Annotated in this window: 22 protein-coding genes and 1 pseudogene; 8 read left to right on the top strand and 15 right to left on the bottom strand. The window is 60.3% G+C overall.

Features of this window, described 5'->3' with window-relative positions; all coding sequences use genetic code 11:
• Position 1: 1 nt before the first annotated feature.
• A pseudogene (locus FHW68_RS27410) lies at positions 2-353 on the top strand (LysE family translocator); the annotation flags it as partial.
• Positions 354-433: 80 nt separating this feature from the next.
• On the opposite strand, the gene katG reads toward FHW68_RS27410, so the two are convergent.
• A complete protein-coding gene (gene katG, locus FHW68_RS06280; RefSeq protein ID WP_095630670.1) occupies positions 434-2722 on the bottom strand; it encodes a catalase/peroxidase HPI in 2289 nt (762 codons plus the stop codon).
• A gap of 472 nt (positions 2723-3194) precedes the next feature.
• Here katG and FHW68_RS06285 point away from each other — a divergent pair, with 472 nt between their 5' ends.
• Both FHW68_RS06285 and FHW68_RS06290 read left to right on the top strand, forming a co-directional pair.
• Positions 3195-3566 (top strand): hypothetical protein, encoded by a 372-nt coding sequence (locus FHW68_RS06285; protein ID WP_183679395.1) that lies wholly within the window; start codon positions 3195-3197, stop codon positions 3564-3566.
• Positions 3567-3569: 3 nt separating this feature from the next.
• Entirely contained in the window at positions 3570-3752 is a 183-nt protein-coding gene (locus FHW68_RS06290; RefSeq protein ID WP_183679397.1) for a DUF1289 domain-containing protein, read from the top strand.
• Between the two features lie 166 nt (positions 3753-3918).
• Here FHW68_RS06290 and FHW68_RS06295 read toward each other — a convergent pair whose 3' ends face one another.
• Positions 3919-4815 carry a LysR family transcriptional regulator gene (locus FHW68_RS06295; RefSeq protein WP_183679399.1) on the bottom strand — a complete coding sequence of 299 codons (897 nt, stop codon included), beginning with the start codon at positions 4813-4815 and terminating at the stop codon, positions 3919-3921.
• A 129-nt stretch (positions 4816-4944) separates the two neighbouring features.
• Between FHW68_RS06295 and FHW68_RS06300 the strand changes: the two genes are divergently transcribed.
• The 3 genes from FHW68_RS06300 to FHW68_RS06310 all read left to right on the top strand — a co-directional run bounded on the left by FHW68_RS06300 (position 4945) and on the right by FHW68_RS06310 (position 8408).
• Positions 4945-6366, top strand: a complete 1422-nt coding sequence (locus tag FHW68_RS06300) for an MFS transporter (RefSeq protein ID WP_095630675.1) — start codon at positions 4945-4947, stop codon at positions 6364-6366.
• 84 nt (positions 6367-6450) lie between these two features.
• Entirely contained in the window at positions 6451-7425 is a 975-nt protein-coding gene (locus FHW68_RS06305) for a quinone oxidoreductase (RefSeq protein WP_183679401.1), read from the top strand.
• Positions 7426-7454: 29 nt separating this feature from the next.
• Complete coding sequence (locus tag FHW68_RS06310) at positions 7455-8408, top strand: LysR family transcriptional regulator (RefSeq protein ID WP_183679403.1); 954 nt, start codon at positions 7455-7457, stop codon at positions 8406-8408.
• 57 nt (positions 8409-8465) lie between these two features.
• Here FHW68_RS06310 and FHW68_RS06315 read toward each other — a convergent pair whose 3' ends face one another.
• The 10 genes from FHW68_RS06315 to FHW68_RS06360 form a co-directional block, all read right to left on the bottom strand.
• The gene (locus FHW68_RS06315; RefSeq protein ID WP_095630678.1) at positions 8466-9929 is read right to left on the bottom strand and encodes a GDL motif peptide-associated radical SAM/SPASM maturase; all 1464 of its coding nucleotides are present in this window, start codon (positions 9927-9929) and stop codon (positions 8466-8468) included.
• 295 nt (positions 9930-10224) lie between these two features.
• A complete protein-coding gene (locus FHW68_RS06320; protein ID WP_095630679.1) occupies positions 10225-10806 on the bottom strand; it encodes a DUF1842 domain-containing protein in 582 nt (193 codons plus the stop codon).
• A gap of 54 nt (positions 10807-10860) precedes the next feature.
• Positions 10861-11508: a DUF1842 domain-containing protein gene (locus FHW68_RS06325; protein ID WP_183679405.1), complete on the bottom strand. Its 648-nt coding sequence runs from the start codon at positions 11506-11508 to the stop codon at positions 10861-10863.
• 41 nt (positions 11509-11549) lie between these two features.
• Positions 11550-11738, bottom strand: a complete 189-nt coding sequence (locus tag FHW68_RS06330) for a DUF1843 domain-containing protein (RefSeq protein WP_095630681.1) — start codon at positions 11736-11738, stop codon at positions 11550-11552.
• A gap of 232 nt (positions 11739-11970) precedes the next feature.
• Positions 11971-12858, bottom strand: a complete 888-nt coding sequence (yghX, locus tag FHW68_RS06335; protein WP_095630682.1) for a YghX family hydrolase — start codon at positions 12856-12858, stop codon at positions 11971-11973.
• Positions 12859-12959: 101 nt separating this feature from the next.
• Positions 12960-14525 carry an amino acid permease gene (locus FHW68_RS06340; protein ID WP_183679408.1) on the bottom strand — a complete coding sequence of 522 codons (1566 nt, stop codon included), beginning with the start codon at positions 14523-14525 and terminating at the stop codon, positions 12960-12962.
• 157 nt (positions 14526-14682) lie between these two features.
• A complete protein-coding gene (locus FHW68_RS06345; RefSeq protein WP_183679410.1) occupies positions 14683-15843 on the bottom strand; it encodes an iron-containing alcohol dehydrogenase in 1161 nt (386 codons plus the stop codon).
• A gap of 3 nt (positions 15844-15846) precedes the next feature.
• Positions 15847-17238, bottom strand: coding sequence for an aldehyde dehydrogenase family protein (locus FHW68_RS06350; RefSeq protein ID WP_183679412.1), 1392 nt, complete (start codon positions 17236-17238; stop codon positions 15847-15849).
• Positions 17239-17247: 9 nt separating this feature from the next.
• Positions 17248-18621, bottom strand: coding sequence for a glutamine synthetase family protein (locus FHW68_RS06355; RefSeq protein ID WP_183679414.1), 1374 nt, complete (start codon positions 18619-18621; stop codon positions 17248-17250).
• Positions 18622-18846: 225 nt separating this feature from the next.
• Positions 18847-19485, bottom strand: coding sequence for a TetR/AcrR family transcriptional regulator (locus tag FHW68_RS06360; RefSeq protein WP_095630686.1), 639 nt, complete (start codon positions 19483-19485; stop codon positions 18847-18849).
• A 100-nt stretch (positions 19486-19585) separates the two neighbouring features.
• Here FHW68_RS06360 and FHW68_RS06365 point away from each other — a divergent pair, with 100 nt between their 5' ends.
• Complete coding sequence (locus FHW68_RS06365; RefSeq protein ID WP_095630687.1) at positions 19586-20284, top strand: NAD(P)H-dependent oxidoreductase; 699 nt, start codon at positions 19586-19588, stop codon at positions 20282-20284.
• Between the two features lie 140 nt (positions 20285-20424).
• On the opposite strand, the gene FHW68_RS06370 is transcribed toward FHW68_RS06365, so the two are convergent.
• Together FHW68_RS06370 and FHW68_RS06375 are read right to left on the bottom strand one after the other, a co-directional pair.
• Positions 20425-21546: a P1 family peptidase gene (locus FHW68_RS06370; RefSeq protein ID WP_095630688.1), complete on the bottom strand. Its 1122-nt coding sequence runs from the start codon at positions 21544-21546 to the stop codon at positions 20425-20427.
• A 193-nt stretch (positions 21547-21739) separates the two neighbouring features.
• Positions 21740-22843, bottom strand: a complete 1104-nt coding sequence (locus FHW68_RS06375) for a polyamine ABC transporter substrate-binding protein (protein ID WP_095630689.1) — start codon at positions 22841-22843, stop codon at positions 21740-21742.
• A gap of 111 nt (positions 22844-22954) precedes the next feature.
• Here FHW68_RS06375 and FHW68_RS06380 point away from each other — a divergent pair, with 111 nt between their 5' ends.
• Entirely contained in the window at positions 22955-23728 is a 774-nt protein-coding gene (locus tag FHW68_RS06380; protein WP_183679416.1) for a helix-turn-helix transcriptional regulator, read from the top strand.
• Between the two features lie 24 nt (positions 23729-23752).
• Here the strand turns inward: FHW68_RS06380 and FHW68_RS06385 are convergent, their stop codons facing one another.
• The gene (locus FHW68_RS06385; RefSeq protein WP_183679418.1) at positions 23753-24694 is read right to left on the bottom strand and encodes a class I SAM-dependent methyltransferase; all 942 of its coding nucleotides are present in this window, start codon (positions 24692-24694) and stop codon (positions 23753-23755) included.
• Between the last annotated feature and the right edge of the window lie 33 nt (positions 24695-24727).

The following is a 24727-nucleotide window of genomic DNA, read 5'->3' on the forward strand; positions in this document are numbered from 1 at the left end:
GATGCTGAAGATCAAAAGACTGGCCGGTGGCGTTATTCCAGAGCCAAATTTCGTTGCAGTAGTTCACAAAGCGGTGGCGGCTACGCGGTCAGAAGCTTTGGCCTTGGTAGCAGGCATCGTATTGGTCAATTTATTCTGGGCCACCTGTGCAATCGCAGGTATCGGGTGTTGTATTTGCTGCGTTCCCTTGGGCGGCGCTGATCGTAAAAGTTCTGGGGGCAGCCTATCTGATGTGGTTTGGATTCGGACTGCTGCTCAAGGCCGGGAAGAGCGCGCTTGCCCCCTGTAACAATGCTGTCGTCGGAAGCTTTCGGCAGTCCTTTATCCAAGGGGTCGTTACGAACATTGGCAATCTATCCTGGCCGATAGATCAGCAAAAACCACAACGCCTCCACACAGGGAGGCGTTGCGGGTTTCAGCAATATTGCTCAGATCATCTCAGATCAAACCGGTCCAGATTCATCACCTTGTCCCAGGCGGCAACGAAGTCATTCACAAACTTTTCCTTCGCATCGTCGCTGGCATAGACCTCAGCCAAGGCCCGCAACTGCGCATTCGAACCAAACACCAGATCAACCCGGGTACCCGTCCATTTAAGGTCGCCGGTTTTCCGGTCGCGCCCTTCGAACTCCTCGTTGTCGTCCGAGACCGGTTTCCATTCCACGCTCATGTCCAGCAGGTTTGTGAAGAAGTCGTTGGTCAACGCTTCCGGTTGTTTCGTGAAGACGCCATGCTGGGTTTGCCCGACGTTGGTATTGAGCACGCGCATCCCACCAAGGAGCACGGTCATTTCCGGCGCGGTGAGTGTCAGCAGTTGCGCCTTGTCGATCAGTAAGGCCTCGGCCGGAACGCGGTATCTGCTCTTGAGGAAATTGCGGAATCCATCGGCGGCAGGTTCCAGGTATCCAAAGGATTCAACATCCGTTTGTTCTTGCGAGGCGTCCATTCGTCCCGGCGTGAAAGGCACCGTGACGGTGTGGCCGGCATTTTTTGCCGCTTGTTCGACACCGGCGCAGCCAGCCAGCACGATCAGGTCGGCCAGCGAGATCTTCTTGCCGCCGCTGTTGAACTCGTTCTGGATGCTCTCGAGTTTCGCCAATACACTCGCCAGTTGCTCAGGCTGGTTGGCTTGCCAGAATTTCTGCGGAGCCAGGCGCAGGCGTCCACCGTTGGCGCCGCCGCGTTTGTCGGAGCCGCGGAAGGTGGAGGCCGCTGCCCACGCGGTCGATACCAGTTGCGAGACCGACAGGCCGCACGACTGGAGTTTGCCCTTGAGTGCGGCCACGTCACTGTCGGTGACCAAGGCATGGTCGACCGCCGGGATCGGGTCTTGCCACAGCAGTTCTTCGTCGGGCATTTCCGGGCCGAGGTAGCGCGAAAGCGGCCCCATGTCGCGGTGGATCAGCTTGAACCAGGCGCGGGCGAAGGCGTCGGTCAACTGATCGGGGTTCTCAAGGAAGCGCCGCGAAATCGGCTCATAGATCGGGTCGAATCGCAGGGCCAGGTCCGTGGTCAGCATGGTCGGATTACGCCGCTTCGACGGGTCGTGAGCGTCCGGGATGATGCCGGCGCCGGCGCCATCTTTGGCTGTCCACTGGCTTGCACCGGCGGGGCTCTTGGTCAGTTCCCACTCGAAGCCGAACAGGTTTTCCAGGTAGTTGTTGCTCCATTTTGTGGGTGTGGTGGTCCAGGTCACTTCCAGGCCGCTGGTGATGGTGTCGCCACCCTTGCCGCTGCCGAAGGTGCTTTTCCAGCCCAGGCCCTGTTGTTCGAGGCCTGCAGCTTCGGGCTCGGCACCAACGTTATCGGCTGGTCCGGCGCCGTGGGTCTTGCCGAAGGCGTGGCCGCCAGCGATCAGCGCGACGGTTTCTTCGTCATTCATTGCCATGCGGCCGAAGGTCTCGCGGATGTCCTTTGCCGCAGCGAGAGGATCGGGATTGCCTTCCGGGCCTTCCGGGTTGACGTAAATCAGGCCCATTTGTACCGCGGCGAGCGGATTTTCCAGGTTACGTCCTTTGTCGGTACGGCTGTCCTCATTTTCCCCAGGCTCTGCAACGAGGGGGCCTTCGCCGGGTTCTTGCATGGGTTCCTTTTTGTCTTTCTCGTAGCGAGTGTCACCTGCCAGCCACTTGCTTTCCGAGCCCCAGTAGACAGCTTCATCCGGTTCCCAGACGTCTGGCCGGCCACCGGAAAAACCGAAGGTCTTGAAGCCCATGGATTCGAGCGCAACGTTGCCGGTGAGGACGATCAGGTCGGCCCAGGAGATGTTGCGACCGTATTTTTGTTTGATCGGCCAGAGCAGCCGCCGCGCCTTGTCGAGGCTGACGTTGTCTGGCCAGCTGTTGAGCGGTGCAAAACGCTGCTGACCGGAGCCGGCACCGCCACGACCATCACCAACGCGATAGGTGCCGGCGCTGTGCCAGGCCATGCGAATGAAGAGCGGCCCATAATGACCGAAGTCTGCCGGCCACCAGTCTTGCGAATCGGTCATCAGGGCGTTCAGGTCTTGCTTGAGCGCCTGAAAGTCGAGGCTCTTGAAGGCTTCGGTATAGTTGAAATCCTTGTCCATGGGGTTGGACAGGGGCGAGTGCTGGTGCAGGATCTTCAGATTCAGTTGGTTCGGCCACCAATCGCGGTTCGTCGTGCCACCGCCCGCGGCGGCGTGATTGAACGGGCATTTCGATTCATTTGCCATGTGTGCGTTACCTTTGGTCGTAATCATCCGGCTATCGAGCCCGGGGTGGGCACGCAATAGCGACGAGCGAAATCAATGACATAGGCTGCAGCCGTTCGATCAACCGTTCATCGTGGTCACAGGGGAATCTGAATAGCGGCAAATCGAGTTGCCTATACGGTGGCCCACGGCAAGCCTAGTACGCTTCTGATTCATTCGTATCTTTATCAAGTCTCAACCGGCCGGCGTCACGCCGACGCTGCATTAAGGTTAGACGCCTATAAAGCAGTCAGCTAATAGGTGGGGTATTCACGCTTGATAGGCAGAATCTTTTGCCGTCGAGATGAGGCCGATCAAAAGATCGCAGCCTTCGGCAGCGCCTACAGGGCATGCGTCGTTTATATGATCTCCAACACAAAAGCTGTGGGAGCGCTCGGATCAGCCCGAATTCCGTTGTTCGCCAAACGGTATCGTATGATGAGCCCCTTTTCACCGATACCCACCAAGGACCCTTACCCCGATGTCTTTAAGCAAACGCGATCAGGCCCATATCGAACGTCGCCTGGTCGCCACCCTGACCGAGGCGTGTGAAACCGCCAAAGCGGAAATAATCGGGTTCTGTTGGCTGACCCATGAAGTCGATTACGCGGTCTTTCCTTCCAGCCTGCAGGTGATCTGGGTCTTCGATACACAGGCCAACAAGGATCAAGCGCTGGCGAGCGGGCAGGGTGCGCGCATGGTCGAACTGACAGCCGTGGCGTTAAGTGAAGCGGATGTTCTCGTCAATCCGGTAGCGGCCCATGTGCAGTTCGATTCTGAAGAACAATGTCAGCGCACCCATGCCGGCAACTGGCAGCAGCGCCTGGCACACAAGCGTTCGACGCGGGGTTGAAACGTGGCCAAGGATATCGAAAACCCGTGTATTTCCGTTTGCCAGCTGAGCGGTGAACTGTGTGTCAGTTGTGGCCGCACCAAAGACGACATCAGAAAATGGAAACGCATGAAGCGTCCGGAAAAAATGGCGGCGGTGCAGCGCGCGAATGTGCGGTTAAAGGGGCTTCAGAAAAGGAAGGGCTGAAGATTGTGATACCAGGCCGCAATGCGATCCGTAGCAGCTGCGCAGCCTGCGTTCGGCTGCGTAGCAGTCGTAAAATCAGAGAGTGCGCCATGTCTGGTAGAACGCGTTAACGGGACTCACGACCCGCCGAACGCAGCCTTCGGCAGCTGCTACAAAAGCGTGTCGCTTAACCGGGCTGCGCACAAACCTTGCGCACACATTCACGCAGCCACCGATGCGCTGAGTCGGCATCCATGCGTGGGTGCCAGAGCATCGAAAGGGTAATCGGCGGCAGGTTAAGCGGAAGATCAAAACTGTGCAGGCCGGCACGCAGGTTTGCGGTGTGTTGTGCAGGCACGGTGGCGATCAGGTCCGAGGCGCGAGCCAGCGCCAGCGCGGCGGAGAAACCGCTGACGAGGGTGATGATTTCCCGCCCCAGCCCCAGCGCTTCAAGGGCTTCATCCATCGGCCCCTTATCGAGCCCGCGTCGCGAGACCAGGATGTGCCTGCCAGCGGCATAACGGGAGGCGGTGACTTCGCCTTTGCTCAGCGGATGCCCCGTGCGCACGACGCCGATGAAGCGATCTTCGAACAACGCACGGGTACGCACTTCCGGGCTCGTCGTGCCGCCGACCACACCGGTTTCCAGGTCGACGGAACCGTCGCGGAGGGCGGCGCTGTCCTTGTTCAGCTTTTGCACGAAGTGCAAGCGCACGCCAGGTGCTTGTTCACTGACACGGGCAATCAGCGCCGGACCGAAGTTTTCAACGAAACCGTCGCTGGTGCGCAGCGTGAATACACGGCTCAATTGCTTGAGGTCGAGCTGTTCGGCGGGGCGTAAAACAGCTTCGGCGTCTTGCACCAGTCGACTGACCTGTTCGCGCAATTCGAGCGCCCGAGGCGTTGGCACCAGCCCGCGTCCGGCCCGGACCAGCAGCGGGTCGCCCGTCGTTTCGCGCAATCGCGCCAGTGCCCGGCTCATGGCCGACGGGCTCAGGCGCAGTCGTTGCGCGGCGCGTGCGACGCTGCCTTCGGCGAGCAGCGCATCCAGGGTAATCAGCAAATTCAGGTCGGGAGTCGTCATGCCCGCAACGTTAGCACGACGTGGAGATGACATGGCGTCAAACGCAACTATTAGGTGCAAGTGGTGCGTCTTCCGCCCTATCACGCTCGGGAATACGCTGCTGATCTACCTTTCAGATGTGGCCAAACCATGAAACTCATCACCCAATCGGGCTCGGTTCGCTGGGCGCTCGCCAGCCTTTCGCTGTCGATGTTGATGCCTTCGCTCGACACCAGCATTGCCAACGCGGGATTGCCGACACTGGCCGAGGCGTTCGAGGCTTCCTTTGCGCAAGTGCAGTGGATCGTTCTGGCGTATCTGTTGGCGATCACCACGCTGATTGTCAGCGTCGGACGAATCGGTGACCTGGTCGGCCGTCGACGTTTGCTACTGGCGGGCATCGGTATTTTTACCTTGTCGTCCCTGGCGTGTGGGGTCGCGCCGTCGCTTGGGTGGCTGGTCGGCGCCCGGGCGGTGCAGGGGGGCGGGGCGGCGATCATGCTGGCGCTGACCGTGGCATTTGTGGGTGAGACGGTGCCGAAAGCACAGACCGGCAGCGTTATGGGATTGCTTGGCACGATGTCGGCGGTCGGCACCACGCTGGGGCCGTCGCTTGGTGGGATGCTGATCGCAGGCGCAGGTTGGCAGGCGATTTTTCTGCTCAACATACCGCTGGGTGTTCTGAATATCTGGCTCGCGTATCGCTATTTGCCGACGGATGAGCCGCAGACGAAAACGCGGCGGGCAGGATTCGACAAGGCTGGCACGTTGCTGCTGGGGTTGACGCTAGCGGCGTATGCGCTCGCCATGACAATCGGGCACGGTGATTTTGGGCCGCTCAATATCGCGCTGCTGCTGACGGCTGTTGTCGGCGCCGGGATTTTCATATTCGTTGAGGCCAGGGTTGCCTCGCCATTGATCAAATTGGCGCTGTTCCGCGAGCCAGGATTGAGCGCGAGCCTGGCCATGAACACGCTGGTTTCGACGGTGATGATGGCGACGTTGGTGGTCGGGCCGTTTTATCTTACGGGGGCGCTTGGGCTCGGCACGGCACTTGTCGGTTTCGCCTTGTCGGCAGGGCCGTTGGTGGCGGCGCTGACCGGTATACCGGCCGGTCGCCTGGTGGATCGTTTTGGCACTCGGCGCATGACCGTCGCCGGGCTTGTCGCAATGGCACTCGGCACGGGTGCTTTATCGACGATGCCGGCGGATTTCGGCATCCTCGGTTATCTCGCGCCTATCGCGGTGATCACGGCCAGTTATGCGTTATTTCAGGCGGCCAACAACACCGCGATCATGGCCGACGTCCGACCGGATCAGCGCGGCGTAATTTCCGGCCTGCTCAGCCTGTCGCGCAATCTCGGGCTGATCACCGGCGCCTCGGTCATGGGCGCGGTGTTTGCCTTTGCCTCGGCGACGGCAGACATCACCACGGCATCTCCCGTCGCCATCGCCAGTGGTATGCAGGTAACGTTTGCCGTCGCCATGCTATTGATCGTCCTGGCCCTCGCTGTCGCTTTGACGCTGCGAGTTTCACACTGCTGCACTGCATGCAGTAATGAACTGCAGTGAGGCTGTATTGTTCGCATGAAATCGAATGCCGATACTTCCCCCACACAGCGCAGATGGGCTGCGCTGAAGTGAAGGAGTCAGGCAATGGTTTCTGTCGTTCGTATCGCACACACCGGCGCACCTGAGGTGATGACCATCGAGCAGGTGACGGCGCGTGAGCCGGGGCCGGGTGAAGTCTGGCTGGAGCAGGAGGCGATTGGCGTCAACTTCCTTGATGTGAGTCAGCGCAAGGGCGCCGTACCGCTGCCATTACCGTCGGGTCTGGGCCTTGAAGGGGCGGGCCGGGTTGCCGCCATCGGCGCGGGGGTGAACAACGTCAAGGTGGGTGATCGGGTGGCGTACGCAACCGGGCCTGTTGGCGCCTACGCCAGTGCGCGGCTGTTTCCGGCCGAGCGGCTGGTGCCGATTCCAGACGCATTGACGGCTGAAGAGGCCGCCGCAGTGTTGTTCAAAGGCATTACCGCGCAATACCTGCTGAAGACGACGTATCCGGTCGGCCCCGGCACCACTTTAGTTCTGTATGGCGTAGCGGGCGGCCTCGGGCAAATCATGGCGACGTGGGCCAAACACCTGGGGGCTTTTGTCATCGGCATTGTGTCCCGGGCCGAGAGTGTCGAGACAGCCAAGGCGCTGGGTTGCGATGCGGTGCTGGTGTTCAATGCCCAGACACTGGCCGCGGATGTGGCGCAGATCACCCACGGCAAGAAAGCCGATGTGGTCTACGATCCCATCGGGCGGGTGTCGTTCGAAGCGTCGCTCGACTGCTTGCGACCGCGCGGGTTGATGGTGTCTTTCGGGGCATCCTCCGGAGCGCCGACGGCGGTCGAAGTGGCCACGCTCAATGCCAAAGGCTCGCTGTTCCTGACCCGTCCTTCACTCGCCGCGCACACCACGGACATCGCCGAATACCGGCAACGGGCCGATGATGTACTGGCCGCGGTCGAGACGGGCATAATCAAGCCCGGCATTTGGGGCCGCTATGCATTGGCCGACGTGGCCAAGGCCCATGCCGATCTGGAAGGCGGCCAATCTCGCGGAGCGATCGTCCTCAAGCCGTGATTGTTTTTACCTGAACAAAAGAGTGTTTTGTGAACCCACTGGACAGCCGCCACATCGATGAAATTGCAGCGCTTCTTGCGGTCGCCTCGGCGCATTCGTTCGTGGCTGCCGGACGCTTGCTGCAACGCCATCCGACGGTGATTTCAAAGCGCCTGGCGGCCATGGAAAAGCGCTTGGGCGTGCGGCTGATGGAGCGCACGACGCGTCAAGTGCGGTTGACCGATGCCGGCAACCGTCTCGTCGAACGTCTGCGCTCCGCCACGGGGTTGATCATCGAAGCCGAGCAGGAAGCGTCACTGGGCGCGGCGCAGGTTCGTGGCGTCTTGCGCCTGGCTTTTCCTGCGGCGATGGGGCGTTTGTGGCTGGCGTCGATGTTGCCGGAATTTCTGGCGGCTCATCCGCTGGTCTCCGTCGAGGTGGATTACAGCGATCGCGTGGTCGACATCATTGGTGAGGGATTCGATGCGGCGGTTCGTATTGGCGAATTGAACGACAACCGCCTGGTCGCTAAGAAGCTCAGCGATCATCGGCGCATTCTCTGCGCCTCACCGGGTTACATAGAACAGCACGGCTTACCGACCAGTCCGAAGGAACTCACTGATCATAATTGCCTTGGCTTCACCGGTCTGGCGGCATTCCCTGAATGGCGCTTGTCGAAGGGTGATCGGCAGGAGAGGGTCATCACCAGGGGCACCTTGACCTCGAACGACGGCGAGGCGTTGCTCGCCGCGGCCAAGGCCGGCGTCGGTATTTTGGGCGCCGGCGAGTGGCTGATGAGCCGGGAGATCGCCAGCGGCCAGATGGTTCGCGTTCTGCCGGAGTGGGACCTGGATGCCCAGGGCGGGATTTATCTGGTGCGAGCGTCAGCGGCGTTCACGCCGGCAACGCTCATGGCATTCAAGGAGTGGCTGGAGGCAAGTTTTGCGCAAGGGCCGCCTTGGCTTTTCGTAGGAGCCAGGCTTGCCGGCGAAGGCGCTCTTTAGGACGCCTTCGTCGGCAAGCCTGGCTCCTACATGGGCGTTTTTATGGGCATGACGAAGTCACATTAAGGTATTTCGCGGCATCCCCAGCAGGCCGGTCAGGGTGTTGATAATCGCTTGTTGCCGCGCACGGTCTGTCTGGTGCACCGCTTCTGCAGCGGCCACATCGGCGTCGCAGTGAGGACAGGTCACTTCGTGCGCATGGATGTACTGCAAGCAACCCCGACACAGCGCCAGTTGCGGTGGAATACGTCCTTCGTCCGGCGATTTCTGGCCCTGGTTTGCCCAGGCCAGTTTGATCACCTGGCCGCTGTCGCTGACGCTGCTGACCGTTTCGCCGGTGTCGATGCGTTCGGTGATCAGGTCAAAACGTCCGACGGCGAAGGAGGTCTTCGCCGCGTCTTCGAGTTTGACGATGCGCTCGCGCAGCCCGCGTTTTTGCAGGTCCAGCGCGCGGTAATGGCAGTAGGGGTTGTTGCCGGGTTTGCCGAGCAGGGAATGCGACGTCCAGGTGCAGCCGCCACGGCAGACGTCGTTGTAGTAACAGCTTCGGCAGTAACCCCACAGGTCTTCGACGCCGCGCAAGCGGCCAAAGTGCATGCCTTCGCTGTAGTGCCAGATATCGTGCAGGCTCATGTTGCGCACGTTGCCGCCGGAAAATCCCACGGTTGCCAATGACGGACATCCCTTTACCGTGCCGTCGGCTTCCAGCGCCAGCACAGTCTGGCCAGCGGCGCAGCCGCTCCAGTGCACGCGCTCGTCGCCGAAACCACGCCACATGTGTTCGTAAGGGCCGTAGTAACCAATGTTGTTGCCCACGTTCATCAGCAGGCCGCGGTCGACCCCTTCGCGATACAGACGCGCCAGCAACGGCATCACTTCCAGCAGTTGATAAGGCTGCAACAACAGCTCCGGGTGATCGACGGCATTGCCCATCGCGACCGTCAGCTGGATCTGCCAGTGAGTGGCGCCCAGGCCGATGATCAGGTCCATCAACTCGGGCAAGTCGGGCAACGTGGCTGCGCCGATTTGCGTGTTGACGCTCACCGCAAGGCCGGACTGTTTGGCCCGTCGCAGGGTATCAACCGCCTTGTCGAATGAACCCGGCACATTGCGCACCGCGTCATGCAGCGGGGCCAATCCATCCAGTGAAACACCGACGCCATTGAGCCCGGCATCTACCGCTGCCTGCATTTTCGCGGGCGTCAGGTTGCGTCCGCCGGTTTGTATGGCGCAGTACATGCCGTGATCGTGGATGGCCTGGATCAGTTGCGTCCAGTCCTTGCGCAAATAAGCTTCACCACCGATCAGGGTGATCTCGCGGGTGCCGAGGGCGGCCAGGGAATCGATGACGTCCAGGCATTCCCGGGTGTTCAATTCATCGGGGCGTCTGTGGCCGGCGCGTGAGCCGCAATGCAGGCATTTGAGGTCGCAGGCCAGGGTGATCTCCCAGACCACATGCACCGGCACGTAGCGTTTGAGGTCGGTTTCACTGAGGTAGCGGGCAGGTCGAGTGTCTGACATGGAAAATCCTTGCGCACAACGCGTGCGCGGCACGAATCCATCGAAGTGTTCGCGCCTTCCTTGGGTCAGTGGCGCGACCGGATTTACCTTTTATTGTTGAGCCCGAGCATTGGCCAATCCCCGTCAGATAAGCCGTAATGCAATCTGTAGCAGCTGCCGAAGGCTGCGTTCGGCGGCGAAGCAGTCGTGAATTCAGGCACTGCGGTCTATCAGGTAAACCGCATGGGCAGGTTTTACGACTGCTGCGCAGCCGAACGCAGCCTCGCAGGCTCGGCAGCTGCTACGGGGGACGTGGTTAGCGAGCCTCCAGCCGGGCGATTTCAACGTTCAACTGGTCCAGTGCATTGCGCAGCGCACCGCTGTGGGCCAGTTGCTGTTCACCCTGGCTGACCACGGCCTTCAGTTGCGCCAGGTCACCGCTGGCTTGTGCTTGCTGTACCGCGACGGCGTAGAGCGGCACCGCATGGTGCGGATGCTCTGGGCGCACAATTGCGGGAGCCTGGCTGACCGCTGCGTGTTTCACGTAATGCCAGTGACCCTGTTCCTGATATTTGTAGTCGACATAACCGCTGGCCCAATCGCCGCCCAGGATGCCCTTCAAACCGAAGGTCTGGGCGATCTGGCTGAGAGGGCCGCTCGGGCTGCCGGCCAAGGTGAGGATGATGTGATTCTCCGCCGTCGGCGTCAGCTTGGCCTCGGAGTACTCACCCCATACGCGGGCACGGAAGTTGAGGGTCGGGTAGGTGCTTTGGAAAATACTGGCAATCCCGCTGACCTTTTTCTTTGCGGTATCCACCAGCAGATCCAGGGTTAAAACCGGTGCGCCCAGCAGGTGATTGCTGACGTTGAGGCGGGTATGAAAAAGTCCGATTGACATGGTGCTACTCCCTTATTTGTATTGAAAACAAGTCGGGCATCTTTCGTGGTCGAGTCAGCGGCGTTCCTGGCGGCTGATTTCGTCCTTGGCCGTTTCAAGCGCACTCTGCAGTTGGGGTTGCTGATCCAGTTGCTGCTGGGCCAGGCGCGACAGGTTTTTCATCTGGGCCAGGTCACCACTGGCCATTGCACTTTGAATCGGCGCGGCGTACAGCGGCATGATGGGCGGATACGATGATTCCGGCGGAATGACCGGACCGGGTTCCAACGGCAGCGGGGAGACGCGGGACGGCACCGCCTCAATGAGGTGGGCGGGCGCATTGTTGACCTCGACCCACTGCTGCTGACCATTCAAGTACGAATAGTTGGCGACGCCTTCTTTCCAGTCGGTGCCCACCACCAGTTGCAACTTGAAATTCACGATGGAATTGGAGCCAGGGCCGCCATGATTGCCCTGGGCGGTGATCAGGATTTTGCTGACGCCGGGTGACATGACTGTCAGGTAGGTGTACTCGCCCCAGACATCGGTGTGCACATCCAGCGGCGGGTTGGTCGCCTGAGTGATTGCAGCGGTGCCGTTTACAGTCTCGTCAGGGGTAAAGACCAAAAGATTAAGTGCCAGACTTTGTGCACCCGCTGCCGAAGTACCAATTCGGTAGGCGAGTGGAAACAAACCGACAGATTGTTGAGTAAAACCAGACATGGTTATTGCCTCCATTGCAATAAGGGGAGCGGAAATAGCTGTTAGTGCTTTTCCAGGCGTGCGACTTCCTTTGCCAATTGCTCGTAAGCGGTAGTTAGCTCTTTGTTTTCTGGTGTGGATGCATCGCGTTGTTTCAACAGCGTCTTCATTTGCGGCAGGTCGCCTGCCTTGATCGCGCTTTGGATGGCCACCCCATAGGGGGGCATGCTATGGCGAGTTGAATTGCTCATAACGGTTCCTTCCGTGGTGTTTAGGCACTGCTGTCATCAGCAGTTTTTGCAGTTAAGCAGGCGCGGATAAATATGCAATGGATAAGAGGAACGTAATTTTTAATATTATTTTATTAATCGCGGTGGGTTAGCAGGCGGTAGGTTCAATATTAAGAATGGCGATGAAGAACGATAGGTTCAGTGACTTCTTCATAAGTGTTATTCCGTATCGCCATTATGTGTATTTGCTTAATCAAGCCAAGTAACGCCGAAACCAGGCCAGTGTCCGGTCCCAGGCAAGCCTGGCGGCGGCATCATCGTATCGAGGGGTGGAGTCGTTGTGAAAGCCATGGTTCACCCCTGGATAGATATAGGCTTCATAGGTCTTGCCGGCCGCTTTCAACGCCTGTTCGTAGGCGGGCCACCCTTCATTGATCCGTGTATCCAGTTCGCCATAGTGAAGCAACAGTGGGGCTTTGATTCTGGGGACATCTTCAGCCTTTGGCTGACGGCCATAAAAGGGTACGGCGGCCCCTAGCTCCGGATAGGCCACGGCTGCGGCATTGGCGACTCCACCGCCATAACAGAAGCCGGTGATGCCGACTTTACCGCCGGTGGCGTCATGCTTCATCAGCCACTCGATGGCGGCGAAAAAATCATTCATGAGCTTTTCCGGGTCGACGGTCTGCTGCAGTTCCCGGCCTTTATCATCGTTGCCGGGATAGCCGCCCACCGACGTCAGGCCGTCAGGGGCGAGTGCGATGAACCCCGCTTTGGCGAGGCGCCGGGCGACATCCTCGATGTAAGGATTAAGCCCACGGTTTTCATGCACGACCACCACCGCCGGTACCTTGCCGGTGGCTTTGGCAGGGCGCACCCAATAGCCACGAACCTTCCCGTGACCCTTGGGCGAGGGGTAGGTGATGTACTCGGCAATGATATCCGGGTCGGTAAATTGCACCTGTTCGGCCAGCGCATAATTCGGGCTCAAAGTGGCGAGGAGGGCCGTTGCCGTCAATCCGCCAAAGGTGAACAGCGCCGCACGATCAAGAAACGCTCGACGGCTGATTTTACCGTGGGCGTAGCAGTCGTAGAGTTCGAGCAGTTCCGGGGGGAAATCTTTCGCCGTGAGACGGTCCATTTACGTGCTTCCTGTTGGTTGATCCGGATTCGGTTCGACGCCAAAAAACCGAGCGCTCTGTAGCAGCAGCCTCGCAGGCTAGGCAGCTGCTACAGATCGTTTTACGACCCCGCCTGTTTATTCAACGCCTCTTCAGCCGCTGCAATTTCTGCCTGACGCTTGATGATCATGTCGCCCACGGGCGGGCCCTGGAAGCGCCGGGCTTCAAAGGCGAACCAGACAATTGCCGTCAGAATCAGAAAACCGAGCGTGATGTACAGCGCCCAATCGTTCGGTGGCTGAATGCCGATCAAAAAGATCAGCACCATCGAAAGGATTGAGAGGATGGCGAACAACGAATAAAACCCGCGCCCCATGTTCCACGGCCCCATGGTCGGCCACTTCGCAGTCCCGTAGGTAAACAGGCCCAGCACGATGGGAATGATGAAGGAGAAGAACAGGAAGATTACCGTGCAGGAGACCACGATCGTGTAAACCGGGGTTTCGCCGATCGATACCAGGGACGATCCCCACACGAACAACACCGCGAGCGTGGCACCGGTCCAGATCGCTGGCACGGGGCTGCGATGGGTCGGTGAGACCGAGGCCAATGCTTTGGAGAAGGGCAGGCCGCCGTCACGGGAAAACGCGAAGATCATGCGCGAAACCGAGGTCACGGTCGCCAGCCCACAGAGAACCTGCGAGATGAAAATCGCCACGTAAAGCGCCATCTTGATCGTCGGGTTCACCTGAGTGTCCATCGCCCAGAAGAACACATTCCAACCCTGCTTTGCCGCTTCGTCCATGCTCGGTAGCATCAGCACAAACGAGCAGAGCATCACCCAGCCGAACAGCAGCGACCAAGCCACCGAGCTGACCATCCCGACCGGTACCGACACGGATGCCCGATGGGTTTCTTCGGAGGTATGCGCCGAGGCGTCGTAGCCGGTGATGGTGTAGATCGGCAAGAGCAGGCCGAGCATGAAAATCCAGCCGTTCGACACCTGTGGCCAGACGTTGCCGCCAGCCTCGCCGGAATAGTTGCTGAAGGTCACCAGTCGGGTGAATTCATAGCTGGGCGCAGCGATCAGGCAGACGATAGTCAGGGCGAGCGCCGTGGCGAAGATCAGGTAGCCTGAGAAGTCGGTGAGTTTTGCGGTCAGGCCGATGCCGAAGTGGTTACACAAGGCCTGGAGGCCGGTCAGGACCGCCAGGAAAGTAATCCGTGTGGTGATGGTGTCTTCCATTCCCAGGGCCGGTCCGAAGGCACCGAAAAAGAAGTAATAGGTACCGACGTTGATCGCGCCGAGCACCGTGATCAGTCCCAACAGGTTGAACCAGGCCGTCAGCCAGCCGGTAAAGCGGTTACCGAGAATCGAGCCCCAGTGATAGAGGCCGCCAGCGGTTGGGTAGGCCGAGGAAATCTGTGCCATGGCCATGGCGAAAACCCCGGAGATCAGGCAGCCCAGTGGCCAGCCGATACCGATTGCCGCACCGCCTGCACCCGAAGTGCCCTGTGCCAGCGAGTTGATGCCACCCGAGAGGATGCAAATGATCGAAAAGGAAATGGCAAAGTTGGAGAAAACGCCCATGCGTCGCGAAAGCTGCTGGGCATAGCCCATGCTGTGCAACACCTTGATGTCGTCGTCTTGTGGCGCGGTGGCGCCGGGTTGGCTTACTGGACTCATAGCGTGTGCTCTTGTTCAGGTTTTGATCCACATCCATCCGCGTTATGCGTTGCCGAATGGGTTCGTCTTCAACCCCCTGTCGTACTGCTCCTGCCTCTAACGGTTGAAATCCATCCAGGTTGCGTGCTCACACGTTGGCCATGGACAGACGATTGCTCTAGAGACGGCCGTGAAACGCCGCGTCGAAAATTTCTGCCGCGCCAGTTCGTGTCAACGGCAGCGGGTTGCCGCCGGCGCAGGGGTCGACAATCGCCATGTCGGCGATCAGATCGGCCTGCTTGTCATCCACCCCCAGTTCAAACAGCGTATGGGGCACGCCGATGTCTTTGCGCAGCTTGAGGACGAAGGCCAGAAAGCTCTCGAAGCCCGGGGAAGGCAGACGCAAATAAGCGGCCAGACGGGTGATGCGTTCCTCAATGGCCGGGCGGTTGAACTTCAGCACATAGGGCATGAACGTGGCATTGGTCATGCCGTGGTGGGTGTCGTACAGAGCACCCACTGGGTGGGCGAGTGCGTGCATGCCACCCAACCCTTTCTGGAAAGCGGTGGCGCCCATTGCGGCGGCCGCCAGCATTTGCGCGCGCGCATCGAGGTCGGAGGGGGTGTGTACGGCGCGTACCAGTGCATTGGCCACCAGGCGCATGCCTTCCACCGCAATGCCTTCGGCCATCGGATGAAAACCGGGAGCGCAGTACGATTCCAGGCAATGGGCAAACGCATCCATGCCGGTGCCGGCGGTGACTTTTGCTGGCATGCCGATGGTCAGGGCCGGGTCGCTGATGACTACCCGTGGCATCATTTTCGGGTGAAAGATGATGCGTTTGGTGTGGGTGCGTTCGTCGATGATCACCGCCGCACGGCCCACCTCGGAGCCGGTGCCGGCTGTGGTTGGCACCGCAATGACCGGGGCGATGCTGCTTTCGTCGGCGCGTGTCCAGTAATCGCCGATGTCTTCGAAATCCCAGACCGGTCGGGTCTGGCCGCTCATGAACGCGATGAGCTTGCCCATGTCCAGGCCACTGCCACCGCCGAAGGCGACCACGCCATCGTGGTTGCCGGCGCGCCAGGCATCGAGCCCTCCCGCCAGATTGGCTTCAATCGGATTCGGCTTGAGGTCGCAAAACAGCGCTACACCGAGGCCGGCAGCGCGCAAGGATTCCACCGCCGCCGTGGTGATCGGGGCACGCGCCAGGCCGCTGTCGGTGACCAGCAACGGTCGCTGGATCCCTTGGCTGCGGCAGACCTCGGCCAATTCGGCGATGCGGCCGATGCCAAAGCGGATGCTCGTGGGGTAATTCCAGTTCGCGGTCAGGCTCATGGCTCAGATCTCGTGGCGCAGATGGAAGGATTTCGCGCGGGTCAGGTGTTCATAGCCCAGGCGTGACAGCGTGACGCCGCGCCCGCTGTTTTTCATCCCGGTCCAGGCCAGGGCCGGGTCCAGATAATCGCAGCGGTTCATGAATACGGTGCCGGTGGCGATCTCGTCGCCGATGCGTTCGGCGGAAGCGAGATCCTGGGTCCAGATGGACGCGCTGAGCCCGAACTCACTGTCGTTCATCAACGCGATGGCTTCGTCGTCGCTGGCCACCGGCATGATGCCGACCACCGGGCCAAAGCTTTCCTCGCGCATCACCGACATTTTATGGGTGACGTCCACCAGTACCTGCGGCGCTAGATAGGCGCTGCCGGGTGCATCGGCGGGAAAATCCTGTGGATCGATCAACGCCCTGGCCCCTTGTGTCAGTGCATCGGCGATCTGCCTGCGAACGAATTCAGCGGCGCTCGGCGCCACCAGCGGGCCGAGGGTGGTGGCTTCGTAAAGCGGGTTGCCCAGTACGTATTGGCGGGTCAAGTCGACGAAGCGCTCGACAAAGGCCGGGTAGATATTCTCATCGACATAGATACGTTCGACGGCGCAGCAGCTTTGCCCGGAGTTGAAGAAACTGCCATCCACCAGGTTTTCCACCGCATGCTCAAGGTTAGCGTCTGCCCTGACGTAGGCGGGGTCTTTGCCGCCGAGCTCCAGACCCATGCCGAGGAAGCGGCCCATGGCAGCGGCTTCCATGGCTTTGCCGGCCCCCACCGAGCCGGTGAAGTTCACCTGCTGCACACGTCCTGAAGCGATGATCGTGGCGGTCTGCTGATGATCGAGCAGCACGTTGTGGAACAGGCCTTCGGGCAGATGAGCACGGCGAAACGCCTCGGCGAAACGCTCGCCCACCAGCAAGGTTTGCGAAGCGTGTTTGAGGATCACGCTGTTGCCCGCCATCAGCGCCGGGATGATCGTATTGACTGCCGTCAGATACGGGTAATTCCACGGCGCGATAACCAGCACCGTACCCAACGGCTCGCGTTTGATCCAACGCCGAAAACCGGCGACAGGGACAGGTTCAATCGCCGCCAACGCTTCAGGCGCAATGGCGATCATGTGTCGCGCACGCTCCTCGAAACCACGCAGCTCGCCAGCGCCGAAGCGGATCGGGCGGCCCATTTGCCAGGCCAGTTCCGGCACGATCTCGGCCTTCATCGCCAGCATCGCGTCCACGGCGGCGCTGCATAAGGCTGCGCGCTCGCTCAGTGGCCGGCGTTGCCATTGCGCCTGGGCCACTGTGGCCTCCGCCAGAGCCTGCTCGAGCTGCGCCGCATCGGCACGGCGGCGTTCGGCGTAGACCCGGCCATCGACCGGAGAGATGAGTTGAACGATCTCAGTCATGGTGTGTGCTCAATAGCGCTCGAAGCCGCGCTGCAGTTCCCAGTCGGTGATGCGCCGGTCGTACTCTTTCTGTTCCCACTCGGCGGTGTGCACGTAGTGGTCGATCACTTCATCGCCGAACGCCTCGCGCAACATGCTCGAGGCCTTGAGCGCGGCGCAGGCCTCGCGCAGGGTTTTCGACACTTCAGGCAAGTGCTCGTCGACGTAGGCATCGCCTTCGAAGGGCGGCGCCAGGTTGAGTTTCTCGTCGATACCGGCCAGCCCCGCGGCGATCAACGCCGCGAAGGCCAGATAAGGGTTGAGGTCGGCGCCACCGATGCGGCATTCGATGCGGATGGCCTTGCTGCCTTCGGCGCATAAACGAAAACCTGCGGTGCGATTGTCCCGGCTCCATACGGCCCGCGTCGGCGCGAAAGTGCCGGCCTGAAAGCGCTTGTACGAATTGATATAGGGCGCAAGAAAACAGGTGATGTCGTTAGCGTATTTGAGCTGACCGGCCACCCAGGAACGCATCAGCTTCGACATGCCGAATTCGGCCTTGGGGTCGAAGAACAGCGATTTTTTGCCATTCTTGTCCCACAACGAGTTGTGCACGTGGCTGCTGGAACCGGCGGCGTCATAGCGCCACTTGGCCATGAACGTGATTGCCTTGCCCTGCAGTTGGGCGATCTCTTTGCAGGCGTGTTTGATGATCACGTGATGGTCGGCCATGGTCAGGGCATCGGCATACCGGATGTTGATTTCTTCCTGCCCCGGCCCCCATTCACCCTTGGAGTTTTCCACGGGAATGCCGGATGCCTGCAGATGCTTGCGAATCGCCCGCAATACCGGCTCCTCGCGGGTGGTCTGCAGGATGTTGTAATCCTCAATGTAATGGCCGGCGGTTTTGGGCTTGTGATAGTTGCGTTTGTGGATCGCCTCATAACTCTCGTCGAACAGATAGAACTCCAGCTCCGAGGCAAACATGCCGGTATAGCCGCGTTCGCGCAGGCGCTCGATCTGCTTTTTAAGGATCGCCCGCGGGCTGTGCGGCAGGTCGCGACGGTGGTGATGATCGAGCACATCACAGAGCACCAGCGCCGTGCATTCCAGCCAAGGCACGCGACGCAAGGTGGCCATGTCGGGTTTCAGGACAAAGTCGCCATAACCTTTGCTCCAGCTGGCCGCGGCGTAACCCGGCACCGGTTCCATGTCGATGTCGTCAGCCAGCAGGTAATTGCAGCAATGGGTTTCTTCATGGCCGCTGTCGATGAAAAACTCGACCTGGAATCGCTTGCCGACCAGTCGTCCTTGCATGTCGACCATGCAGACCAACACGGTATCGATTTCGCCAGACGCCGCGGCGCGCTTGAGTGCATCAAAGCTGAGGAGGGGCTCGGTCATCACGTCAATCCTGCGTGAAAGGTTTGGGCCTGTCTGAGATAGCTGTTGCAGACGCTCTCCAGAAAAAACCAAACCCTGCAGAATCGAGCATCGTGAGCAATGAGCTGCTCAAAGCTTAGCCTACTGTTGCTATGCGCAAGTTTCGGCCGGATGTGAGCGGCGGTCCAGGGAGCACACCGGCACTGCCGCCATGAGGGTTGATAGCATCGGGTTAGAAAGGGCCGCTCAGGTTTCGAGGCCGACGCCAATGCATGCGCTTCTTTCGACCATCCCTACGATCGTTGCGAAAAGTTCGTCTTGTGCCTGCACTGGCGTGATCTCGCCAATCGCGGCGGCATGGGACAGCGCCTCGGCTGCACCGAGCATCGCCCGAAGGCTCGCTGGCGCAATTTCACCCGTGCCGGTGAAGGGAAGGAGGGCGCTGCGGCACTTGTCCATGAAGATCGCTTCGTACTCACGCTTGATCTTTTCCAGCTCGGGCGAGCTGGTCAGCGCCGCGATCACGCCGGGTATCTCGCGGCCCTGGAGAAGGACGCAATCAACATATGAAGACGCGATGACCGTTGCCTTGCTGGCCAGCGTCGGTTCACTGGTTTGAAGCGCGGCGTCCATGAGCGAGGTCTGACGTGCGTCGAACTCCTGATAAAGCGCCGCCAGCAATCCGGGGCGGGTGGTGAAATGGTCATACACCACCGGCTTGGTCACCCCCGCCTGTTCGGCGAGCCGACCAAGGGTCAACGCTTCCGTCCCTTCCTCTCGAACCAGCTGCCAGGCGACATCCAGCAACTGGCGCTGGCGCTCTTCGCGCGACATTCGGCGACGTGGTTGGGGGGAATCCTGCTCAGGTGTTTCGGTGCTTGACATGCTTATGTACCAAAAGTAGCTTACTGATCGTAACTTACCAAGAGTATATAAGGCTCGTCTCCAGCCCTCAATCACTCATTCCGTAGCAGGAGTTTTCGACATGCACGCACTCATTGTTGTCGCTCACCATGATCTACAATCGCTCACCCATAGCCTCGCCAGGCAGATCGGCGAAGGTGTATGCGCAGCTGATTCCGACCACTCTTTCGAGATCGCGGACCTTTGGGCGCAAGGATTCGATCCGAGGTTCGGCGCGGCCGATCTCGCCGTCCATCACCGGGAAGCCCCACCCCCTGCCGATGTGGCCGCCGAGCAGGCGCGAATCGATGGCGCCGATGCGCTGGTGCTGGTGTATCCGGTTTATTGGTGGTCGATGCCGGCGCTGCTCAAAGGCTGGATCGATCGGGTGTTCGCCAATGGCTGGGCATTCGATTTCAGTGCCGATGCCAAGTTGGAGAAGAAGCTTCGCCATCTGCGGGTTCACCTTGTGGGCGTTGGTGGCGCCGACGCGGGAACCTATGCGCGCCATGGTTATGCCGATGCCATGAAAACGCAGATCGACCATGGGATCTTCGATTATTGCGGTGCCAGCGTTGTGACGTCCGAGCTGCTATTCGAATCGGAAATCCAGGAGCCGACGGTTCATCTGGAGGCTGCGTGGGTGATCGGTCGTGATCTTTTCGGTGCATCCAGACGCAGCGACGCGGCCCAGGATGTTCATCTTTGCCAACCGGCCAGCGCCAATGCTTTTCGACAGACAAAAAAAGAGCCTCGAAGCTCTTTGATGGGGAGGAAGTAGAGCCAGAGGCTCAAGATGCGCATGAAACAAGTGGTGAGCTTATTGGGGTTCAGTTCACTCACCACCTACGCAACGGCTTTAAACCTCCAACCGCTACGTATCAACATCGTAAGAAGGTGGGGGCTGGCACTCAAGTACCATTAGTCTAATCCCCCCGGCCAACCGGCCTGGCGCAACGCTTTGAGCAAGGTGTTGGCATCCAGGCCCGGCACCGTATGGCCGTTACCTTCGGCGGTATTCGAGGCCAACAGGGCGTTGATGATGGCTTCCTCCACAGCTTCGGTGGCGGCCAGGAACAGTTCGCTGATGTGGTCGTTGTTGACCATCCTCAGGTGATCGCAAGTAGGCGCGCCTTTGCCTTCATAGGCGGCCGGCGGTACGTGCTGATTGCCGGTGGCGAAGGCCACGAAAATGTCGCCGCTGTGGTCTTCATTGCCGCCACCGGTGCGGGCCAGGCCGAGGCTGGCACGTTGCGCGAGGCGGGTGCATTGGTGTGGCAAAAGAGGCGCGTCGGTGGCCAGGCAGACGACGATGGAGCCCATGCCCGGATGGGGCAGGGAGGCTTTGAGGAAGGGCGAGTCGACCTGCTCCATGTAACGCCCCACCGGGTAACCGTCGACGCGCAATTCGTGACGAATGCCGTGGTTGGCCTGGACGATTGCGCCGACGGTCCAGCCTCCTTGAGCGCTATTCAACCGGCGCGATGCGGTGCCGATCCCGCCCTTGAATTCATGACAGATCATCCCGCTGCCCCCGCCCACCGCGCCTTCGATGACCGGGCCGCCGACGGCTGTGCGCAGCGCTTCGGCCACATGTTCAGGACGTACATGAAAACCATTGATGTCGTTGAGCAAGCCGTCGAACGTTTCCAGCACTACCGGCATGTTCCAGTAAAGGCGCCCATCGTCGGGTTGCTCCTGACGATCCAAATCGATCAGTGCATCGCGCACGATGCCCAGGCTGTGGGTATTGGTGAAGGCAATCGGGCTGGTCAGCAGACCGGCCTCGCGAATCCACTCAAGCCCCGTGGCGTCGCCATTACCGTTGAGCACATGGACGCCGGCGAAGCATGGCTGTTGATTGGCGGAACCGGCGCGTGGCTCGATCAGCGTGACGCCGGTATGGATGTCGCGGTCGCTGGCGGTTCGTCCTCGCACATTGCTGTGGCCGACCCGTACGCCGGGCACATCGGTGATCGCGTTGAGGGGGCCGGGTTGCAGTTGGCCGAACTGAATGTTCAGATCGCGGGCTCGTGGTTTCATCGTTTCTCTCATCTTCAGTTCGTGGCAGAAAAGGGGGGACTTACTGACAAATGCCAGTCAGGTGCGGAACCTGTGGGAGCGAGCCTGCTCGCGATAGCGGTTTATCATTCAACACGGATATCGACTGACCCACCGTCATCGCGAGCAGGCTCGCTCCTACATGGGATTGCGTTTGGCTGAGAGGCATCGGGAATCACTGACCGTTTTTCACGGCGCTCCAGACGCGAGTGCGCACGCGCTCGGTCGCCTTGGGCAGAGGTTCAAGGGTAAACAGCTTGGCCAAGGCCTCGGCCGGCGGGTAAATGGCAGGGTTGTTGCGAGTCGCCTCGGCCACCAGGCTGGTCGCGTTGCGGTTGCCGTTGGGGTAGGACAGATGGTCCGTGACCGGGGCGATGACTTCGGGGCGCATCAAATAGTCGATGAACGCCAGGCCTTGCTGCGGATGTGGCGCGTCCTTGAGCAGCACCAAGGTGTCGAACCACACCGGCGCCCCTTCCTTCGGCAGGCTGTAGGCGATCTTCACACCATTGCCCGCTTGTTCGGCGTTGGTCTTGGCTTCCAGCATCGCGCCGGACCAACCCACCGCCACGCAGATGTTGCCGTTGGCCAGGTCGCTGATGAATTTTGAAGAGTTGAAGTAGGTAATATGCGGGCGCAGCTTGAGCAAAAGCGCCTGGACTTTCTTGTAGTCCTCGGGGTTGGTGCTGTTGGGCGGCAGGCCCAGGTAATGCAGCGCGACCGGCAGCATCTCCGAAGGCGAGTCGAGCATCGCCACGCCGCACTCGCCGAGCTTGGCCAGGTTCGCTTCGTTGAACACCAGCTCCCAGGAATCCACCGGCGCCTTGTCGCCCAGTGCGGCCCGGACCCTGTCGACGTTGTAGCCGATGCCGTTGGTGCCCCACAGATACGGCACAGCGTACTGGTTACCCGGATCGTTGTTGGCCAGTTTCGCCAGCAGCGCGGTATCCATGTTTTTGTAGTCAGGCATTTGCGCCCGAGGCAGTGGTGCAAGCGCCCCGGCCTTGATCAGCGTCGGCAGGCTGAAATTGCTGGCCACCACCACGTCGTAGCCGCTGCGGCTGGTCAGCAGTTTGCCTTCCAGGACTTCGGCGCTGTCGAAGGTGTCGTAAACCGGCTGGATCCCTGTGTCGCGCTTGAAATCCTGCAAGGTGTTGGGGCCGATGTAGTCGTACCAGTTGTAGACGTTCACGGTGGGGGCGTCGGCGGCGATCGCCGAAAGCGAAGCGCACAAACAGGCGCCCAGTCCCAGGTTGATATGCGAGCGATGACCACTCATGATGCGGCACTCCTGGCCTGCTGCAGGCCGGTGATGATCAGGTGCTTGCAGCGTATCGGCAGGCGGGGGACTCACCCATTCCCATCATGGGTTACTCGAAAGGGGTAGGGCGTGGACGCGTTGCTCAAGGAATTGCCGGTGCACCAAGGGTTGGCGCGGGTCTTTGCGGCGTTGGGTCAGGACGGATTCTGGCGTGCGCTGGTGGACACGCTACGGCTATTGGTGCCGATGGATAACGCGCTGGTCGCGGTAATGCGATCGGGGCGAGTGCCACGGCTGCTGATTGATTTCGACGCTAAGAGCGGCGCCGACGAGCATGAAGAACTGGCGGACTACTGCGCCGGCATGTATCTGCTCGATCCGTTCTACCAGGCCGCTTGTGCCGGTATTGCCGATGGCTTGCACAGCCTGGCCGCCGTGGCTCCCGACCAGTTTCAGCAGAGCGAGTATTACCTGAGCTATTTCCACTCGGTGGTGGGTAGCGACGAGTTGCAGTTCATGGTCAACGTCGACGGCGCGGTGCTCGGTTTATCGTTGGGCCGCTCGACGGCGTTCACTCTTGAAGAGCAGGGCCGTCTGCTGTGCGTGCGCGACTGGGTGCTGGCGGCCATGCGCCATCACCTGCAACTGATGCCCCCGGAAGGGCCTACCGCCGAGGCCGTGGCTGGCGACTTGGCGACCCTGCTGGATCTCTTCGATGCGCGTTTGTCGATGCGCGAAATCGAAACGGCGCGGCTGATCCTCCAGGGCTTCTCCACCAAAGCCATCGCCCAGCAACTGGGTATTTCCCCGGAAACGGTGAAGGTGCATCGGCGCAATCTCTATCACAAGCTCAATGTCGGTGGGCATGGCGAGCTGTTTGCGCTGGTGTTGCAGCCGCGTTGATACCTTGTGGGAGCGGGCGGTGACTCAGTTTTTCAGCGTGAACACCAACGCCTTCAACCCGCATTCAACATCGGCATCCGGAAACTCCGGCGGATTTTCCAGCCGCTGCTCAAACCGCAGGCTCGGCGCTTCGCGGGTGACGCCATCGATGAGGAAGTCCGCACCGAAAGCCGGATCGTTCATGCAGGCCAGTACCGTGCCTTGAGGGCTGAGCAGTTCCGGCAGGCGACGCAGCACGCGCTGGTAATCCTTGGTCAGCAGAAAACTGCCTTTCTGAAAGGACGGCGGGTCAATGATCACTAGATCGTAAGGCCCCTTGCTGATGACCTTGCCCCAGGACTTGAACAGGTCATGGCCGAGAAAACTCACCTTGCTCAAGTCATGCCCGTTGAGCCGATGATTGTCGCGGCCACGGCTCAGGGCCGAGCGAGCCATGTCCAGATTGACCACATGCGTGGCGCCACCCGCAATCGCGGCCACGGAAAACCCGCAGGTATAGGCGAACAGGTTCAACACCCGCTTGCCATCAGCATTGGCCCGCACCCAGTCGCGGCCGTAGCGCATGTCGAGGAACAGGCCGGTGTTCTGTTTGCGGCCCAGGTCCACACGATAATGCAGACCGCCCTCGGTGATCGTCATCTCGTCGATCGGCTCCCCGAGCAGCCATTCGGTGGTGCTTTCCGGCAGGTATCGATGCTGCAGCAGCAAGGTATGCGCGCCGGAGGTCGTCCAGGCAGGCGACTGCGTGATCGCCATCAGCCGCTGCTTCAAATCCTCCAGTTGCGACGCTTGCGGTTCCTTGAACACGCAGACCAGCACCACGCCTTGCAGCCAGTCGACGGTCAATTGCTCCAGCCCTGGCCAGCAGCGGCCACGGCCGTGGAACAGTCGACGGGTTTCGGCGGGTGCAGCCGCAAGCGCAGTCAGCAAATGGTCGTGGAGGACGGAGAGGGCATCTGGGTTCATCGGGCAAGGTCGGCCATGCAAAGGGGGCGGCAT

This window comes from Pseudomonas sp. Tn43, assembly GCF_014192635.1.
Classification (GTDB): domain Bacteria; phylum Pseudomonadota; class Gammaproteobacteria; order Pseudomonadales; family Pseudomonadaceae; genus Aquipseudomonas.

Excerpts from the sequence above, each read along its gene's own strand:
- katG (WP_095630670.1), bottom strand. The coding sequence starts at position 2,722 with ATGATTACGACCAAAGGTAACGCACACATGGCAAATGAATCGAAATGC.
- FHW68_RS06285 (WP_183679395.1), top strand. The coding sequence starts at position 3,195 with ATGTCTTTAAGCAAACGCGATCAGGCCCATATCGAACGTCGCCTGGTC.
- FHW68_RS06295 (WP_183679399.1), bottom strand. The coding sequence starts at position 4,815 with ATGACGACTCCCGACCTGAATTTGCTGATTACCCTGGATGCGCTGCTC.
- FHW68_RS06300 (WP_095630675.1), top strand. The coding sequence starts at position 4,945 with ATGAAACTCATCACCCAATCGGGCTCGGTTCGCTGGGCGCTCGCCAGC.
- FHW68_RS06305 (WP_183679401.1), top strand. The coding sequence starts at position 6,451 with ATGGTTTCTGTCGTTCGTATCGCACACACCGGCGCACCTGAGGTGATG.
- FHW68_RS06315 (WP_095630678.1), bottom strand. The coding sequence starts at position 9,929 with ATGTCAGACACTCGACCTGCCCGCTACCTCAGTGAAACCGACCTCAAA.
- FHW68_RS06320 (WP_095630679.1), bottom strand. The coding sequence starts at position 10,806 with ATGTCAATCGGACTTTTTCATACCCGCCTCAACGTCAGCAATCACCTG.
- FHW68_RS06325 (WP_183679405.1), bottom strand. The coding sequence starts at position 11,508 with ATGTCTGGTTTTACTCAACAATCTGTCGGTTTGTTTCCACTCGCCTAC.
- FHW68_RS06330 (WP_095630681.1), bottom strand. The coding sequence starts at position 11,738 with ATGAGCAATTCAACTCGCCATAGCATGCCCCCCTATGGGGTGGCCATC.
- yghX (WP_095630682.1), bottom strand. The coding sequence starts at position 12,858 with ATGGACCGTCTCACGGCGAAAGATTTCCCCCCGGAACTGCTCGAACTC.
- FHW68_RS06340 (WP_183679408.1), bottom strand. The coding sequence starts at position 14,525 with ATGAGTCCAGTAAGCCAACCCGGCGCCACCGCGCCACAAGACGACGAC.
- FHW68_RS06345 (WP_183679410.1), bottom strand. The coding sequence starts at position 15,843 with ATGAGCCTGACCGCGAACTGGAATTACCCCACGAGCATCCGCTTTGGC.
- FHW68_RS06350 (WP_183679412.1), bottom strand. The coding sequence starts at position 17,238 with ATGACTGAGATCGTTCAACTCATCTCTCCGGTCGATGGCCGGGTCTAC.
- FHW68_RS06355 (WP_183679414.1), bottom strand. The coding sequence starts at position 18,621 with ATGACCGAGCCCCTCCTCAGCTTTGATGCACTCAAGCGCGCCGCGGCG.
- FHW68_RS06360 (WP_095630686.1), bottom strand. The coding sequence starts at position 19,485 with ATGTCAAGCACCGAAACACCTGAGCAGGATTCCCCCCAACCACGTCGC.
- FHW68_RS06365 (WP_095630687.1), top strand. The coding sequence starts at position 19,586 with ATGCACGCACTCATTGTTGTCGCTCACCATGATCTACAATCGCTCACC.
- FHW68_RS06370 (WP_095630688.1), bottom strand. The coding sequence starts at position 21,546 with ATGAAACCACGAGCCCGCGATCTGAACATTCAGTTCGGCCAACTGCAA.
- FHW68_RS06375 (WP_095630689.1), bottom strand. The coding sequence starts at position 22,843 with ATGAGTGGTCATCGCTCGCATATCAACCTGGGACTGGGCGCCTGTTTG.
- FHW68_RS06385 (WP_183679418.1), bottom strand. The coding sequence starts at position 24,694 with ATGAACCCAGATGCCCTCTCCGTCCTCCACGACCATTTGCTGACTGCG.